We start from the raw sequence: 17,226 nt of genomic DNA on the forward strand, positions 1-17,226 counted from the left end.
AAAGCCGTATATCAAGGCAATGTTTTTAAAGTGCTTACTATTTTTTCTATATCTGCGCTGGCCAAATAAGGATGAAACGGTAAGCTCATTACTTTTCCCGCAACAGCATCACCTACAGGCAGGCTTACGCTATTGTCGGCAACAGCAGGTTGCTTATTGAGTGGGATGGGATAATGCACTGCGGTAGGCACTCCAGCAGCCTTGAGACGATCCTGCGCCTGATCGCGGCAAAGCACCTGCACCGTATATTGGGCCCAAGCGCTGCGGTTAAAAGACTCAACAAAGGGCGCAGCAATACCGGCATCAGCAAGCAGACAGTCATAGTCTTGGGCTGCGCGCTCCCGCTGCTGCAGCTCAAACGGAAATATATCCAGTTTTGGCAGTAAGATGGCAGCCTGCAAGGTGTCGAGCCGACTATTCACGCCCACACGGATATGATGGTAGCGGCGATCCTGACCATGACGGGCGATCTGGCGCATTACCTTGGCCAATTCGTCATCGTTGGTGAAGATTGCTCCACCGTCGCCATAGCAACCCAAGGGCTTACTTGGGAAGAAGCTGGTGCAGGCAATAGTAGCCAGGTTGCAGGAGCGCTTCCCCTTATACGTAGCGCCGAAACTTTGCGCAGCATCCTCGATCACGGGAATCCCATACCGGGCAGCAATGGCATTGATCGCATCGAAGTCAGCGCATTGGCCATAAAGCGAAACAGGGATGATTGCCTTGGTACGTGGAGTGATAGCGGCCTCGAGCAACTGCGGATCAAGGTTGTAGGTGCGTGGATCGACATCCACATACACCGGCTTGGCCCCTAACAGAGCGACAGTCTCGGCAGTGGCGATATAGGTAAATCCCGGCGTGATGACTTCATCACCCGGACCGACGCCTAGCGCCATCTGAGCAATCTGCAGCGCATCGGTGCCGTTGGCCACGCTGATGCAGTATTTCGCGCCGACGAATGCCGCTAGCTTCTCTTCCAACTCGGACACTTCCGGGCCAAGAATATACTGACCGTGGGCCAGTACCCGCTGGATATTAGCGTCGATTTTGTCTTTGATCAGCGCCTGTTGTGCCCTGAGATCGATGAATTCGATCACTGCGCTTGCTCCTTTCTCAAAATGCCACCACCGAGCACATAACGATCCCCGGAGTAAATGCATGGCGCACTCCCCTGCCCAGTGAGCGGCAGATCCAGCTGCTCGCCGTGCTCGCTCATCCAGCCTATATGTCGGGCAGGAACACCTACCATCAGTGCATAGGCTGGAACGTCCTTATTGACGACCGCACCGGCACCGATGAAGGCGAACTCTCCGATGGTGACACCGCAAACGATGGTGCAGTTGGCACCAAGCGTGGCACCCTTCTTCACCAGAGTGTCGCGGTATTCGCTTTTGCGTTCGATCAGCGACCGCGGGTTGTATACATTGGTGAACACCATGCTCGGCCCACAAAAAACGCCCCCCTCGAGCGTGACATTGTCATACACCGAGACGTTGTTCTGGATCTTGCAGTGGTCACCGATCAACACCTTATTGCCGACGAATACATTCTGACCAAGCGACACACTTTTACCGATACGGGCCCCTCGACATACATGGGCGAAGTGCCAGATACGAGAGCCTTCGCCGATCTGCGCGCCTTCATCAACGATGGCGCTTGGATGCTGATAATAACTCATGAATCAACCCAATAGACGCGCTAGGAACGGATGGTCTTCTCCATTTTGGGCGGGAGTGGAAGCCAGGGTACGGATGGTTTCCACAGTCTCGACGCAGTGCCGTGCATCTTCAACTCCATAGCCTTTGCCATCGAGAATCGCCTGGTAGCTGACGGTGTGCAGATCAGTGAATCCCTCGGAAAACTCGATCTCGGCTCCATCACAAGTGATAGAGCGATAGGTTGGTTTCTTACCCTTTACAGAATCGGGCAGATCATTGGCGTCGATGGAGAGGAACCAGCGAACCCGCGCGTGTTCGTACTCCAGATAACCAGTGGCCTTGTAGTCATCGACGTAATGCACCACATTGCGTTGCAGAGCACCGAAAATGAAATGCAGCATGTCGAAGAAGTGCACGCCGATGTTGGTGGACACGCCGAAGGATTTGCGCGGATCACCCTTCCAGCTTTCCATGTACCACTTGCCGCGGCTGGTAATGTAGGTCAGCTCGACTTCGTGCTTGTGACTCTGCTTGCCGGCACCTACTTGCTGCTTGAGATCAATGATCGCGTGGTGATGACGCAGCTGCAGGATGTTATACAACCGCTTACCCGTTTCACGCTCGACCAGAGCCAGCTCATCGAGAATAGTGGCACTAGGTACCAGCGGCTTCTCGCAAATCACGTCACAACCCAGACGCAGCCCGGCGGTGATGTGTGAATAATGCAAATAATTGGGCGAACAGACCGAGACAATGTCCAACGCGGTCGCAGGGTCGCGCTTGAGTCGCCATGCATGGTCATAGAAGCGCTCGAACTCGGTAAAGAACTCGCTATTCGGCGAGATGCTATCAATGATACCAACCGAGTCGTTGATGTCGTAAGCAGACACCAACACATTGCCGGTATCTTTGATCGCATGCATATGGCGGGGAGCGATGTAGCCCGCCGCGCCAATAAGGGCAAAACGTTTCATATGATTCTCACGGAATAGGTGAAAGCCTTAAGGCCACGGCCTCTGTTAATCAGGCTTTGATGACGTTGGCTGCCGGCGTACGGTACTTGCCGCGACTGTCGATAATCAGTTGCGCACTCGATTGGATTAGCTGGTAGTCAAAACGATCATGATCCGTCGCCAGCACGACAGCATCGAAGGACGTCAGATTCCCTGACGTCAAGGGCTCACTGGCGAGTTCGAAATGATGCTCGCGCATCTTAGGAAACACCGGCACATGCGGATCGCTATAGGCCACGATCCCACCCTTTGCTTCAATCAGCTCCATGATTTCCACCGATGGAGACTCACGCATATCATCGACATTTTTCTTGTAGGCAATACCGAGCACCAGCACTCGACTGCCTTTTAGCGCTTTACCTTTATCGTTCAGGCCATCCATCAGCTTGCCAAGGACATACTCCGGCATAGCTTGGTTAACCTCACCGGAGAGTTCAATAAAGCGGGTGTGCAGGCCGTACTCACGAGCCTTCCAAGTCAGATAAAACGGATCAATGGGAATACAATGCCCGCCCAAACCAGGACCGGGATAATAAGGGGTAAAGCCAAACGGTTTGGTCGCAGCGGCATCGACCACTTCAAAAATATCGATCCCCATGCGGTCAGCTACAATTTTCATCTCGTTGACCAACCCGATGTTAACGGCACGGTGGATGTTTTCCAGCAATTTGGTCATTTCCGCAGCTTTGGTTGAACTGACCGATACAACCTGATCGATTGCCTGCTCATACAGAGCAATACCTACGTCCAAGCAAGTCGAAGTGTGCCCACCGATGACTTTCGGAATCGTACGGGTTTCAAAGTTTGGATTACCCGGATCTTCACGCTCAGGCGAATAAACCAGGAAAATATTCTCGCCTACAACCAGCCCGCATTCCTGAACCCGCGGCAATAACTCTTCTTCTGTTGTGCCTGGATAGGTAGTGCTTTCCAGCGAAATGATTTGACCAGCACGCAAGTATGGTTTGAGCGCGTCGGTGGTATTGATCACGAAGCTCATGTCCGGTTCGCGATATTTGTTCAGCGGGGTCGGCACGCACAAAATCAGGGCATCACACTCGTTGACTCGCAAAAAATCGCTCGTTGCCTCAAAACCGCTAGCACGCGCAGCCGCGATTTTTTCAGCGGGAATATGCTCGATATAACTCTGACCAACATTCAACTTGGTCACTTTGCTTTCATCGATATCAATACCGAGCACCCGAAAACCAATCGAGTTGTAACGTAACATCAACGGCAGGCCGACATAGCCAAGACCGACGATACCAATAACAGCTTCCTTGGACTTAAAACGCTCTATCGCTACTTTATGCATAAACCAATCACACTCATCAAATACTAAAATAGCCACTCCCCCGTGAAGAGCAGTGGACGTAAATCAGAAAATCTCTCCACATCCGAGCAGGTGATAGCTTGCCCTTGCGGTAACTTACCCGCGCGTCCGCCCCAGCAACACCGAGCGCACCAGCGCGGCAAACACCCCAAGCATCCCGCCTAGCACAAGCCCCAAGGTCATAATCAACGATTTATTTGGTTTGATTGGGGTTTGCGGTACCTCAGCAGCGTGGTCCAAGGTATAGACAGCCACAGTACCCGACGCCACATCGAGGCTGCGGAGAAGCGTCAGCCGATCTTCCAACTCACGCAGCTCAGAGATAAAAGGATCATCGCTCTTGCGTTGCTCCAACGCGGCCAGCTCTGCGCGTATTGCTCTAAAACCGCGCATGTAGTCCAAATTACCGCTCACAAACTCAGAGAGTTCACCGCTGGATGCGGTTTCGCTTAGCCCCATCTTGGGACTATCAATGCCGGCAGCCTCTGCGACTAACTTAGCCTCCAGAAGGCGAACGATGCGGTCTTCACGACGCGTTTGCGCGCCACTGCGAAGTATTTCGATCTCTCGCTCAATCGACTGCACCCGGGAGTTGATCTCGGCCAGCAGATTGGCCTCTAGGTCGGCTTCACTCTTCTCTGCCACCTTGCTGAGATAACGGTTCACCCAATCGGCAGCGATTTGCGGGTCCGCATGTTTGAGCGTGATGATGAAGTACCCTGGGCTGCTCTTTGAATCCGGCGCACGCACTTTCAGCATCGAATTAAACTCGGCCCATAGCTGATCTTCGGCCGCGCCCGCCTGCGCATCGCTCAAACTGGGCAGGTAGGTATCCAGAAACAGCTCTCGCTTGAGCCTACCAGCAAGCAGATTGCGAGTAAAAACCCGATAAACGTCTGCGACCTTGAGCTCTGCGAGATTGATCTCACGCCGTATCTGGTTGTAATCAGCGATTTCACTTGGCCGTGGGGGTAAAACGCCAGAACTGGCCTCATAGACCGGCGCACTAAGGAAGGCAAAAGCCGCAGCAAAGGCTATTGCAACTACCATACAGGCGACGATCAGCCACTTTTGCGTCCAGAGATTTTGTATCACCTCGACCAGATCGATTTCATCGTCTCTGGCTTCATAGTGTGTGCCTGGAAATGTACTCACGCCTACTCCAATGTCAACTTCATGTAGCCTTCGACATACACCTGATCCAGCGGCGCACCACTCAAAGCTAAGGCAATCGATTTTTATCCGGATATCAACGCAGCCAGTTTACGCCAAGCCTAACTTAGCGATCATTCAGCCGCTGTTTGGCATCACTATCACCATGCACGACGCACACTTGCGGCAGCCAAGGGCACGCTCGCCTCACGAATCAGACCAAACCGAACCTGATCGGCATTGGCTGAACAGCCACCAATGTTATGGATTTTTGCCTGGACTGCATAGCATTGACAATCGATGACCATATAACCGCCGCACGAGCTAAAGAATTGGATTTCCGCCACCTCGTCTCCGACCTAATCGCTAACAAATAAAAAAGTCGCGGTCCTTATCACCTAGCATGGCTTTAAGTTAGCTGACGATGCGCCCGCCGCGAACTATGAAGGGGGATACTGTTGGTGCACGAGCCTGGCTTACGCAGCTTACCGGCGTCACTCCTCTTCATTCACCCGATCACGCAACTCCTTGCCCGGTTTGAAGTGCGGTACAAACTTGCCATCTAGCCGAACCGAGTCACCGGTCTTCGGGTTGCGCCCCACGCGCGGCGCACGATAGTGCAGTGAGAAGCTGCCGAAGCCGCGAATTTCGATCCGATCCCCAGTCGATAACGCCTGCGACATTTGCTCAAGCATGGTCTTGATCGCCAACTCGACATCCTTGGATGAGAGCTGCCCCTGATGGGTAACGATGCGCTCGATCAACTCCGACTTGGTCATGGTTTTCCCTTCTTTTTCAAGCGGCTAGATCACTAGATAAAAAGGTTTTAGCATGCCTTGCAGATTTTGAACAGCCTATAAAACAACACCTTAGCGCTTTTCAGGGTACAAGAAATTGCCTGGAGCAATTTATGACGTCGCGTAGCGACGACCCTGAAGGAAAAGCATGGATGGCAGACACAAAAAAGGGCGACCGAAGCCGCCCTTTTTCTTTGGATAAACCGAACTTAGTTCTGTTTTTCCATTTGCGCGCGGAGCAGATCACCCAGGGTGGTCGGACCAGCAGTTTCAACTTCCTGCTTGCGCATTTCTTTGATGGCTTCTTTTTCGTCTTCAACGTCTTTCGACTTGACCGACAAGCTGATTACACGGCTCTTACGGTCAACGCTGATGATCTTGGCTTCAACTTCTTCGCCTTCTTTCAGAACGTTGCGCGCGTCTTCAACGCGGTCACGGCTGATTTCGGAGGCTTTCAGAGTGGCTTCGATGCCGTCAGCCAGGGTGATGATGGCGCCCTTGGCGTCAACTTCTTTAACGATACCGCGCACGATGGTGCCTTTATCGTTAACAGCAACGTAGTCGGAGAACGGATCTTCTTCTAGTTGCTTGATGCCGAGGGAAATGCGCTCACGCTCCGGATCAACGGAAAGGATAACGGTTTCCAGCTCGTCGCCCTTCTTGAAGCGGCGTACAGCCTCTTCGCCTACTTCGTTCCAGGAGATGTCGGACAGGTGAACGAGGCCGTCGATGCCGCCATCCAGACCAATGAAGATACCGAAATCGGTGATCGACTTGATGGTGCCGGAGATTTTGTCGCCCTTGTTGAACTGACCGGAGAAATCTTCCCACGGGTTAGTTTTGCACTGCTTGATACCCAGGGAGATACGACGACGCTCTTCGTCGATATCCAGAACCATAACTTCCACTTCGTCACCGACGTTAACGACTTTCGAAGGATGGATGTTTTTGTTGGTCCAATCCATTTCGGATACGTGCACCAGGCCTTCCACGCCCTCTTCCAGCTCTGCGAAGCAGCCGTAGTCGGTCAGGTTGGTTACGCGCGCAGTAACACGGGTGTCCTGCGGGTAACGCGCCTTGATGGCAACCCATGGATCTTCGCCCAGCTGCTTGAGGCCGAGGGAAACACGGTTGCGCTCGCGATCGTACTTGAGGATTTTGACGTCGATTTCATCGCCAACGTTGACGATTTCCGACGGATGCTTGATACGCTTCCAAGCCATGTCGGTGATGTGCAGCAGGCCGTCGACGCCACCCAGATCCACGAACGCGCCGTAGTCGGTGAGGTTCTTGACGATACCTTTGACTTGCTGACCTTCCTGCAGGGATTCCAGCAGAGCTTCGCGCTCGGCGCTGTTCTCGGCTTCCAGAACGCTGCGGCGGGAAACGACAACGTTGTTGCGCTTCTGGTCCAGCTTGATGACTTTGAATTCGAGCTCTTTGCCTTCCAGGTGAGTGGTATCACGCACCGGACGGACATCGACCAAGGAACCTGGGAGGAACGCACGGATGCCGTTAACGTCGACAGTGAAGCCGCCCTTAACCTTACCGTTGATAACGCCCGTAACCACTTCCTCAGCGGCGAAAGCTGCTTCCAGAACGATCCAGCACTCAGCACGTTTGGCTTTTTCGCGGGACAGCTTGGTTTCACCAAAGCCATCTTCAACCGCGTCCAGGGCAACGTGAACTTCGTCACCGACCTTGATGGTCAGCTCGCCAGCGTCGTTGTGGAACTGTTCCAGCGGGATGAGGCCTTCAGACTTCAAACCAGCGTGAACGGTTACCCAACCAGCTTGGTAATCGATGTCGACGATGATAGCGGTGATGATCGAGCCAGCCTGAAGGTTCAGGGTTTTTAGGCTTTCTTCAAACAGTTCAGCAAAGCTTTCGCTCATTTTAATTCCTGTTGATTCAGGGCAGGGAATCCGCCCAAACCACACTCCAGACAATGTGGGTACGTTCATATAAAAAGAGGCAAACGGAACAAGGACTGGGTTCCCGTACGCCTCCTTGCGAGCCGGTCAGCTTAAGCAGCTGTGGCTCTTATCATCCGGCGAGATCGCGATTGGCGACTTCACTCAGAATTCGTTCAAGCACTTGTTCAATCGAGAGTTCAGTGGAATCCAGCTGGATCGCATCGGCTGCCGGCTTGAGCGGAGCCACTGCACGCTGGGTATCGCGCTCATCGCGCGCCTGAATCTCATCAAGAAGACTCGCGAGATTAACATCATCGCCCTTGGCCTTCAACTGCAAGTAGCGGCGGCGGGCGCGCTCCTCGGCGCTGGCGGTGAGGAAAATCTTCAGCGGCGCATCGGGAAATACCACAGTACCCATATCGCGACCATCGGCGACCAAGCCGGGCATCTCCTGAAACGCCTGCTGACGCTGCAGCAGGGCTTCGCGCACGGCAGACAGCGAGGCGACCTGCGAAGCACCAGCGCCAACCTGCTCGTTACGGATCAGGTCAGTGACCTCCTCCCCTTCAAGAATGATGCGCTGACCATGGCCGTCGCCCGCAGCAATGAACTGCACATCCAGATGGGCGGCGAGCAGTTTCATTGCCTCTTCATTGGTCAGGTCGACGCCGTGATTACCGGCGGCAAAGGCCAGCAGACGATATAGCGCTCCCGAATCCAACAAATTCCAGCCCAGTTGTTTGGCCAGCAGGCCAGCAATGGTGCCCTTGCCCGAGCCGCTCGGCCCGTCGATGGTGATAACCGGTGCGACGATCATGCCTTGCCCTCCTCGGCCACACGAATGCCAACCTGAGCCGACAGCGCAAGGAAGTTGGGGAACGAAGTGGCGACGTTGGCGCAATCATGGATGCGGATCGGCGCAGTGGCGCGCAGCGAGGCCACGCTGAACGACATGGCGATACGGTGATCGCCGTGCGCCCAGACCTCGCCACCGCCGATGCTGCCGCCTTCGATAATGATGCCATCCGGCGTTGGCTCGGCCTTGACGCCCAGCGCAATCAGGCCGTCAGCCATCACCTGAATCCGGTCGGACTCCTTGACCCGCAGCTCTTCGGCGCCGCGCAATACGGTGCGCCCTTCGGCCACAGAAGCGGCGACAAACAGCACTGGGAACTCGTCGATAGCCAGCGGCACCAGGTCTTCTGGGATATCGATACCCTTCAGCTTGGCGCTGCGCACGCGAATATCAGCCACGGTTTCACCGCCGACTTCACGCTGGTTTTCCAGGGTGATGTCGCCGCCCATTAGCTTGAGGATATCGATCACGCCAGTACGGGTCGGGTTGATGCCAACGTGCTCCAGCACTAGCTCCGAGTCTTCGGCAATGCTGCCGGCCACCAGAAAGAACGCTGCCGAGGAGATATCTGCCGGTACTTCGATATGGGTCGCAGTCAGCTTATGACCCGACTCGACGCTTGCCGTGCTGCCATCCACGGTTACCGGATAGCCGAAGCCGCGCAGCATGCGCTCCGTGTGGTCACGGGTTGGCGCCGGCTCGGTCACCGAGGTACGACCTGCAGCATAGAGACCGGCCAGCAATAGGCAGGACTTCACTTGAGCGCTGGCCATGGGCATTTCGTAATCCATACCGGTGAGGCGCTGACCACCCTTGATCATCAGCGGCGGACGGCCTTCAGGAGCGGTTTCGATCACTGCTCCCATTTCGCGCAGCGGCTTGGCTACACGGTTCATTGGCCGTTTGGACAGCGAAGCATCACCGGTCAGCGTGGTGTCGAACGGTTGCGCAGCCAACAAACCTGAGAGCAAGCGCATCGAGGTGCCAGAGTTACCCATGTAGAGAGGGCCGGCCGGCGCCTTCAGGCCATTCAGCCCCACTCCGTGAATGGTCACGCGACCATGATGCGGGCCTTCGATGACCACCCCCATATCGCGGAACGCCTGCAGCGTCGCCAGCGCGTCTTCACCTTCCAGAAAACCCTCGACATGCGTGGTGCCTTCAGCCAGCGAGCCGAGCATGATCGAGCGATGGGAGATGGACTTGTCGCCCGGAACGCGGATGCGTCCGGAGAGTTTGCCGCCAGGATTAGCCAGAAAAACCAGATCGTTCGAGTGCATAGCGTCCACATAGGCCCTGCGGGCCAAAATTTTGCCGAAATGCTCACGGGCCACGCGGGCGCGGGTGAATACGCCCAGCAACTGATGCCCATCCCCTGCGTCGACCGCGTCGCGCAAGGCGTCGAGGTCGTCGCGAAATACGTCCAGCGTGCGCAACACCGCCTCGCGATTGGCGAGAAAGATGTCGTGCCACATGACCGGATCACTGCCGGCGATCCGCGTGAAGTCGCGAAAACCACCAGCGGCGTAACGAAAGATCTCCAGGTTCTCGCTGCGTTTGGCCAGCGAGTCAACCAGAGTAAAGGCCAGCAAGTGCGGCAGATGGCTGGTCGCAGCCAGCACCTGATCGTGATGCTCGACCTCCATATGTTCGACATCCGCGCCCAACTCGCGCCACAGCGCATCGACCAGCTCCAGGGCCGACTCATCACTCTGCTCGCAAGGCGTGAGGATGACCTTATGCCGACGGAACAGCTGCGCGTTGGAGGCCTCCACCCCGCTTTGCTCGGAACCGGCAATTGGATGCCCAGGCACAAAGCGCACCGCTTTACCGGCAAAGGCCAGTCGCGCCGCACGCACTACATTGCCTTTGGCGCTGCCCACATCGGTGAGCACCGCCGCGCCCAGATCAAGCTTGGCCAGTTCGGCCAGCAGCTTCTCCATGGCCAGGATAGGCACCGCCAGCTGGATCACATCAGCCCCCTGACAGGCGGCAAGCAGATCAACTTCGCAGCGATCAACCACGCCCAACTCAACCGCCAACCGCCGCGACTCGGGATCGAGATCGACGCCTATCACTTCGCGAAACAGGGCCCGCTCACGTAAACCCTTGGCGAAGGAGCCGCCAATCAATCCCAGGCCAACAATCACTAGGCGGCCGAGCTTAGGGGCGACAGATGGCATCTGAGTGACAGCAGTATTGACCTCACTCACGCGCTCAGCACCTTGGCCAGAGCCTCAAGGAAGCGCGCATTTTCAGCAGGCAGACCAATCGACACGCGCAGGAAATTCGGCATACCGTAACCAGCCACTGGGCGCACGATAACGCCTGCGCGTAGCAATGTCTGGTTGATCGTTGCGGTGTCGCGGCCAAAGTCCACGGCAATAAAGTTGCCTTTCGACGGTATCCAGCTCAGGCCCAACTCGCGCAGACCAGTTTCCAGCTGCGCCATGCCGGCATCATTAAGCTGACGGCTTTGCGCCAGGTAATCGGCATCATCCAGCGCCGCACAGGCCGCGGCCAGGGCCAGGCTGTTGACGTTGAAGGGCTGGCGCACACGGTTGAGCACATCGGCGATCTGTGCCGAGCTCAGCGCATAACCGACGCGCAGCGCCGCCAGGCCATAGGCCTTGGAGAACGTGCGAGAGACCAGCAGGTTGTCATAGCGCGCCAGGTACTTGAGACCGTCCGGCAACTCATCACCTTCGGCGAACTCGATATAGGCCTCATCCAGCACCACCAGCACATTGCTTGGCACGCAAGCGAGAAAACGCTCAAGCGCGTCGGGGCCGAACCAGGTGCCGGTCGGATTGTTCGGGTTGGCGATAAACACCACGCGGGTGTTGGCGTCGATGGCAGCCAGCATGGCTTCCAGGTCGTGGCCGTAGTCCTTGGCCGGCACCACTTTGCCCTGGGCACCTACGGCCTGGGTCGAAATGGGGTAAACGGCAAAGGCGTACTGACTGAACACCGCATTAAGGCCGGGGGCCAGATAAGCGCGGGCGACCAGATCGAGAATGTCGTTGGAACCATTGCCCAGGGTGACCTGATTGATCTGCACGCCGCAACGCGCAGCCAGACGGCTTTTCAGCTCGAAACCATTGCCATCGGGGTAACGGGTCAGCTCGACCAACTCGCTGCGAATCGCTTCCAGCGCCTTGGGGCTTGGGCCTAGCGGATTCTCGTTGCTGGCCAGCTTGACGATGCTGGCAGGGTCCAGATCCAGCTCACGGGCCAGCTCATCCACCGGCTTGCCCGGCACATAGGGCGACAGCTGCTGTACGCCTGGCTGGGCCAGGGCGAGGAAATCGGTCATAGCAAAGCCTCACGCTTAAAGCCGCAAGCCCCAAGTACAGCCCGGCGTCGATGCGCGTATAGCTTGAGACCTGAGGCGTGCCGCAGCAGTTTTAAAGTACCGCTTTCGGGTAGGAGCCCAGCACCTTGAGCGCCACGGCTTCCTGATTGATCTTTTCCAGCACGTCCTTGATCAGCGGGTCGCGGTGGTGACCAACGAAGTCGATAAAGAACACGTAGGTCCACTTGCCGCTGCGCGACGGGCGGGTTTCGATGCGGGTCAGGTCGATGCCGTTGTTGTGGAACGGCACCAGCAGCTCATGCAGCGCACCCGGCTTGTTGCGCATGGAGACGATGACCGAAGTCTTGTCGTCGCCGGTCGGCGGTACTTCCTGGCTGCCGATGATCAAGAAGCGCGTGGAGTTGTCCGGACGGTCTTCGATCTTTTCCGCCAGCTTGGTCAGGCCATACAGACTGGCGGCCATATCGCCGGCAATCGCCGCGCTGTTCCACTCGCTTTTCACCCGTTTGGCCGCGTCGGCGTTGCTCGACACCGCCACGCGCTCGACGTTGGGGTAATGCGCGTCCAACCACTTGCGGCACTGTGCCAGTGACTGCGCATGGGAATAGATGCGGGTGATTTTGTCGGTCTTGGTGGTTTCGCCGACCAGCAGGTGGTGGTGAATGCGCAGCTCGACTTCACCACAGATAACCATGTCGTGCTCAAGGAAGCTGTCGAGGGTGTGGTTGATCGCGCCTTCGGTGGAGTTCTCCACCGGCACCACGCCGAAGTTCACGGCACCGGCCGCCACTTCACGGAACACTTCATCGATAGCCGCCATCGGCACGCTGATCACCGCGTGACCGAAATGCTTCATCGCTGCCGCTTGCGAGAAAGTACCCTCTGGGCCGAGGTAAGCCACCTTGAGCGGATTTTCCAGGGCCAGACAGGAGGACATGATTTCACGGAACAGCCGCGCCATTTCCTCGTTACCCAGCGGCCCCTGGTTGCGCTCCATGATGCGCTTGAGCACCTGGGCTTCGCGTTCAGGGCGGTAGAACACCGGGGATTCACCTTCCGGCAACGCTTTCATCTTCACCCGCGCGACTTCTTCGGCGCAGCGGGCACGGTCGCTGATCAGCTCAAGGATGCGCTCATCAAGATTGTCGATGCGCAGACGCAGGGCTTGCAGTTCCTGTTCGGACATATCAGCCATGCTCCTTCTCGAACTCGGCCATATAGGCCACAAGTGCCTCGACAGCATCCAGGCCCACGGCGTTATAGATGGAAGCACGCATACCGCCGACCGAACGGTGACCCTTGAGGTTGAGCAGGCCACGCGCATCGGCGCCGGCGAGGAACGGCTTATCCAGCTTCTCGTCGGCCAGGCGGAACGGCACGTTCATCCAGGAGCGGGCGTTATGGGCAATCGGGTTGCTGTAGAAATCGCTGGTATCGATGGCCTTGTACAGCAGGTCTTTCTTGGCGCGGTTGATCCGCTCCATGGCGGCCACCCCGCCCTGCTCTTTCAGCCACTCGAACACCAGGCCGGACAGGTACCAGGAGAAGGTCGCTGGGGTGTTATACATCGAGCCGTTATCGGCCGCGATCTTGTAGTTGAGCATGGTCGGGCAGACGCTGCGGGCACGGCCGAGCAGGTCTTCACGGACGATGGTCACCACCAGGCCGCTGGGGCCGATGTTCTTCTGCGCGCCGGCGTAGATCAGGCCGAACTTCGACACATCGATCGGCCGCGAAAGGATGTCGGAAGACATATCCGCCACCAGCGGCACATCACCGACTTCGGGAATCCAGTCGAACTGCAGGCCACCGATGGTTTCGTTGCTGGCGTAGTGCAGGTAGGCGGCATCTTTCGACAGCTGCCACTCGTTCTGCCCCGGGATGGCGAAGTAGTCATAGGCCTTGGCGCTGGCGGCGACATTGATGTTGCCGTAGCGGCTGGCTTCTTCGATGCTTTTCTTCGACCAGATACCGGTGTCGATATAGTCGGCGACGCCGTCTTCCGGCAGCAGGTTGAGCGGGATTTCAGCGAACTGCTGGCTGGCCCCGCCCTGCAGGAACAGCACCTTGTAGTCGGACGGAATCTCCATCAGGTCGCGCAAATCCTGCTCGGCCTTTTCCGCGATGGCGGTGTATTCGTCGCTGCGGTGACTCATCTCCATCACCGACAGGCCTTTACCCTGCCAATCGAGGAGCTCCGCCTGGGCGCGCTGCAGAACAGCATCAGGAAGCGCGGCCGGGCCGGCGCAGAAGTTAAAGGCTCGCTTGCTCACATCCACTCTCGCTCAAAATAGTGGGCGGGCTGGTGCGTGCCAGCAGCCGCCAAATCCTACGCCGTCAGGGGCGAGCGCACTCGCCTCGACAGATCACTCTTCGCTGATCGGGCTTTCGTCAGCTGCGGCTTCGGGTGCATCACCTGCATCCGCAACTGCGCCGTCAACACTTTCTTCGCCCTCCAGCAGCTCTTCGTCGTCTTCCGCCGAAGGCTCCTGCACACGCTCAAGACCCACCAGGGTTTCATCCTTGGCCAGCTTGATCAGTGTCACGCCTTGGGTGTTACGGCCCAGACTAGAGACTTCGCTGACGCGGGTACGTACCAGGGTGCCCTGGTCGGAAATCAGCATGATTTCCTCGCCTTCCAGCACCTGCACGGCGCCGACCAGCTTGCCGTTACGCTCGTTGCTGACCATGGCGATTACGCCCTGGCCGCCACGACCGCGACGCGGGAACTCAGCCATCGCCGTGCGCTTGCCGTAGCCACGCTCGGAAGCAGTGAGAATCTGCGCATCGGCTTCAGGAATCAGCATGGAGATGATTTCCTGGCCTTCCGGCAGACGCATGCCACGCACACCGCGAGCTGTACGGCCCATGGTGCGGACCTTGCTTTCCTTGAAGCGAATCACCTTGCCGCCGTCAGAGAACATCATCACTTCGCGGGCGCCGTCAGTCACGGCAGCGGAGATCAGGGTGTCATCTTCGTCCAGCTTGAGGGCGATCAGGCCCGAGCTGCGCGGACGGCTGAACTGCACCAGCGGGGTCTTCTTCACAGTGCCTTTGGCCGTGGCCATAAAGATGTAGGCACCGGTCGGTTCATCCGGGGTTTCGTCGTCGGCGTCATCGCCTTCGGCCAGGTCTTCGACTTCTTCAGCCTCGACCACTACGCCTTCGATATCGTCCGGCTCGTCGCCTTCCGGCGCTTGCTGACGCAGGGCTTCCAGATCGACCTGAAGCATGGCGGTAATGCGTTCGCCTTCGTCCAGCGGCAACAGATTGACCAGCGGACGACCACGGGCGGCGCGCGAGGCTTCCGGAATTTCGTAGGTCTTCAGCCAGTACACCTTGCCCTTGCTGGAGAACAGCAACAGCGTGGCGTGGCTGTTGGCGACCAACAGGTGCTCGATGTAGTCCTCATCCTTCACACCGGTGGCCGACTTGCCCTTACCACCGCGACGCTGCGCCTGGTAGGCATGCAGCGGCTGGCTCTTGGCATAACCACTGTGGGAGATGGTGACCACACGCTCTTCTTCGGTGATCAGGTCAGCCAGGCTCAGATCCAGACGGTTGTCGAGAATCTCGGTACGGCGCGCATCGCCAAACTCGGCCTTGACCGCTTCCAGCTCTTCGCGGATCACTTCCATCAGGCGCGTGGCGCTGGTGAGGATGCGGATCAGCTCGCCGATCTGGGTGAGAATTTCCTGGTATTCGGCCAGCAGTTTTTCATGCTCAAGACCGGTCAGGCGGTGCAGACGCAGCTCGAGAATGGCCTGGGCTTGTTCCGGCGAGAGGAAATACTTGCCGTCACGCAAGCCGTACTGCGGCTCCAGATCTTCCGGGCGGCAGGAGTCGGCACCGGCGCGCTCGACCATTGCCTCTACGGCCGTGGATTCCCAGGCAGTCGAAATCAGCGCCTGCTTGGCTTCGGCCGGGGTCGGCGAGGCTTTGATCAGAGCGATAACCGGGTCGATGTTGGACAGGGCAACCGCCTGACCTTCAAGGATATGGCCACGCTCACGGGCCTTGCGCAGTTCGAATACGGTACGCCGGGTAACCACTTCACGGCGGTGCAGAATAAAGGCTTCGAGCATGTCCTTGAGGTTAAGGACCTTCGGCTGACCGTCGATCAGCGCCACCACGTTGATGCCGAACACGCACTGCATCTGGGTCTGGGCGTAGAGGTTGTTGAGTACCACTTCCGGTACTTCACCACGGCGCAGCTCGATGACGATGCGCATGCCGTCCTTGTCGGACTCATCGCGCAGTTCGGTGATGCCTTCGAGCTTCTTCTCTTTAACCAGCTCGGCGATCTTCTCGATCAGGCGCGCCTTGTTCAGCTGATACGGCAGCTCGCTGACGATGATCTGCTGGCGGCCACCGACCTTGTCGATGTCTTCAATAATCGCCCGGGCACGCATATAGATGCGGCCACGGCCGGTGCGGTAGGCCTCGATGATGCCGGCGCGACCGTTGATGATCGCCGCAGTGGGGAAGTCCGGACCAGGGATGTATTGCATCAGCTCATCGACAGTCAGCTCGCCGTTGTCGATCAGCGCCAGACAACCATTGATCACTTCCGTGAGGTTGTGCGGCGGAATATTGGTGGCCATGCCCACGGCGATACCGCTGGAGCCGTTGACCAACAGGTTGGGGATCTTGGTCGGCATAACCGCCGGGATCATCTCGGTGCCGTCGTAGTTCGGCACCCAATCCACGGTTTCTTTATGCAGGTCAGCCAGCAGCTCATGGGCCAGCTTGGTCATGCGTACTTCGGTGTAGCGCATGGCGGCCGCGTTATCGCCGTCCACCGAACCGAAGTTGCCCTGGCCGTCGACCAGCAGGTAACGCAGCGAGAATGGCTGCGCCATGCGGACGATGGTGTCGTACACCGCGGTATCACCGTGTGGGTGGTACTTACCGATGACGTCACCGACCACACGGGCGGACTTCTTGTAAGCCTTGTTCCAGTCGTTGCCCAACTCACTCATGGCAAACAGCACACGGCGGTGCACGGGCTTCAAGCCATCGCGTGCATCCGGCAGCGCTCGCCCGACGATTACGCTCATCGCGTAATCGAGGTAGGACTGCTTGAGTTCGTCTTCAATATTGACCGGGAGGATTTCTTTGGCCAGTTCGCCCATGAGTAGCCTTGTTCCTTTTTCTGGTGAAACTCCGCGCCGCTCGTCCTGAG

13 protein-coding genes are annotated in these 17,226 nt (G+C 57.4%); all 13 read right to left on the reverse strand.

Translation table 11 applies throughout. The annotated features are described in order from the left end of the window. Positions 1-11: 11 nt before the first annotated feature. The 13 genes from RHP75_RS13765 to gyrA all read right to left on the reverse strand — a co-directional run bounded on the left by RHP75_RS13765 (position 12) and on the right by gyrA (position 17,176). A complete protein-coding gene (locus RHP75_RS13765) occupies positions 12-1,097 on the reverse strand; it encodes a DegT/DnrJ/EryC1/StrS family aminotransferase (protein ID WP_311088675.1) in 1,086 nt (361 codons plus the stop codon). Next, positions 1,094-1,678, reverse strand: a complete 585-nt coding sequence (gene wbpD, locus RHP75_RS13770) for a UDP-2-acetamido-3-amino-2,3-dideoxy-D-glucuronate N-acetyltransferase (RefSeq protein WP_311088676.1) — start codon at positions 1,676-1,678, stop codon at positions 1,094-1,096. Before wbpD ends, RHP75_RS13765 begins: the two co-directional genes overlap by 4 nt. Before the next feature lie 3 nt (positions 1,679-1,681). Further along, entirely contained in the window at positions 1,682-2,632 is a 951-nt protein-coding gene (locus RHP75_RS13775; RefSeq protein WP_311088677.1) for a Gfo/Idh/MocA family oxidoreductase, read from the reverse strand. A 49-nt stretch (positions 2,633-2,681) separates the two neighbouring features. Then, positions 2,682-3,986 (reverse strand): UDP-N-acetyl-D-glucosamine 6-dehydrogenase, encoded by a 1,305-nt coding sequence (gene wbpA / locus RHP75_RS13780; RefSeq protein WP_311088678.1) that lies wholly within the window; start codon positions 3,984-3,986, stop codon positions 2,682-2,684. Positions 3,987-4,100: 114 nt separating this feature from the next. Further along, entirely contained in the window at positions 4,101-5,159 is a 1,059-nt protein-coding gene (locus tag RHP75_RS13785; RefSeq protein ID WP_311088680.1) for a Wzz/FepE/Etk N-terminal domain-containing protein, read from the reverse strand. Between the two features lie 491 nt (positions 5,160-5,650). After that, the gene (ihfB, locus tag RHP75_RS13790) at positions 5,651-5,935 is read right to left on the reverse strand and encodes an integration host factor subunit beta (RefSeq protein ID WP_298113559.1); all 285 of its coding nucleotides are present in this window, start codon (positions 5,933-5,935) and stop codon (positions 5,651-5,653) included. Positions 5,936-6,162: 227 nt separating this feature from the next. Further along, entirely contained in the window at positions 6,163-7,848 is a 1,686-nt protein-coding gene (rpsA, locus tag RHP75_RS13795) for a 30S ribosomal protein S1 (RefSeq protein ID WP_160015557.1), read from the reverse strand. A gap of 151 nt (positions 7,849-7,999) precedes the next feature. Next, a complete protein-coding gene (cmk, locus tag RHP75_RS13800) occupies positions 8,000-8,686 on the reverse strand; it encodes a (d)CMP kinase (RefSeq protein WP_090248169.1) in 687 nt (228 codons plus the stop codon). Beyond that, positions 8,683-10,908, reverse strand: a complete 2,226-nt coding sequence (locus RHP75_RS13805; RefSeq protein ID WP_311091940.1) for a bifunctional prephenate dehydrogenase/3-phosphoshikimate 1-carboxyvinyltransferase — start codon at positions 10,906-10,908, stop codon at positions 8,683-8,685. Before RHP75_RS13805 ends, cmk begins: the two co-directional genes overlap by 4 nt. Before the next feature lie 26 nt (positions 10,909-10,934). Continuing rightward, positions 10,935-12,041, reverse strand: coding sequence for a histidinol-phosphate transaminase (gene hisC / locus RHP75_RS13810; RefSeq protein WP_311088681.1), 1,107 nt, complete (start codon positions 12,039-12,041; stop codon positions 10,935-10,937). A gap of 91 nt (positions 12,042-12,132) precedes the next feature. Further along, a complete protein-coding gene (gene pheA / locus RHP75_RS13815) occupies positions 12,133-13,227 on the reverse strand; it encodes a prephenate dehydratase (protein WP_409079654.1) in 1,095 nt (364 codons plus the stop codon). Between the two features lies 1 nt (position 13,228). Further along, positions 13,229-14,314, reverse strand: a complete 1,086-nt coding sequence (serC, locus tag RHP75_RS13820; protein WP_311088683.1) for a 3-phosphoserine/phosphohydroxythreonine transaminase — start codon at positions 14,312-14,314, stop codon at positions 13,229-13,231. A gap of 93 nt (positions 14,315-14,407) precedes the next feature. After that, positions 14,408-17,176, reverse strand: a complete 2,769-nt coding sequence (gene gyrA, locus RHP75_RS13825) for a DNA gyrase subunit A (protein WP_311088684.1) — start codon at positions 17,174-17,176, stop codon at positions 14,408-14,410. Positions 17,177-17,226 lie beyond the last annotated feature (50 nt).

It is taken from the genome of Pseudomonas sp. SG20056, from assembly GCF_031764535.1.
GTDB lineage: Bacteria > Pseudomonadota > Gammaproteobacteria > Pseudomonadales > Pseudomonadaceae > Aquipseudomonas.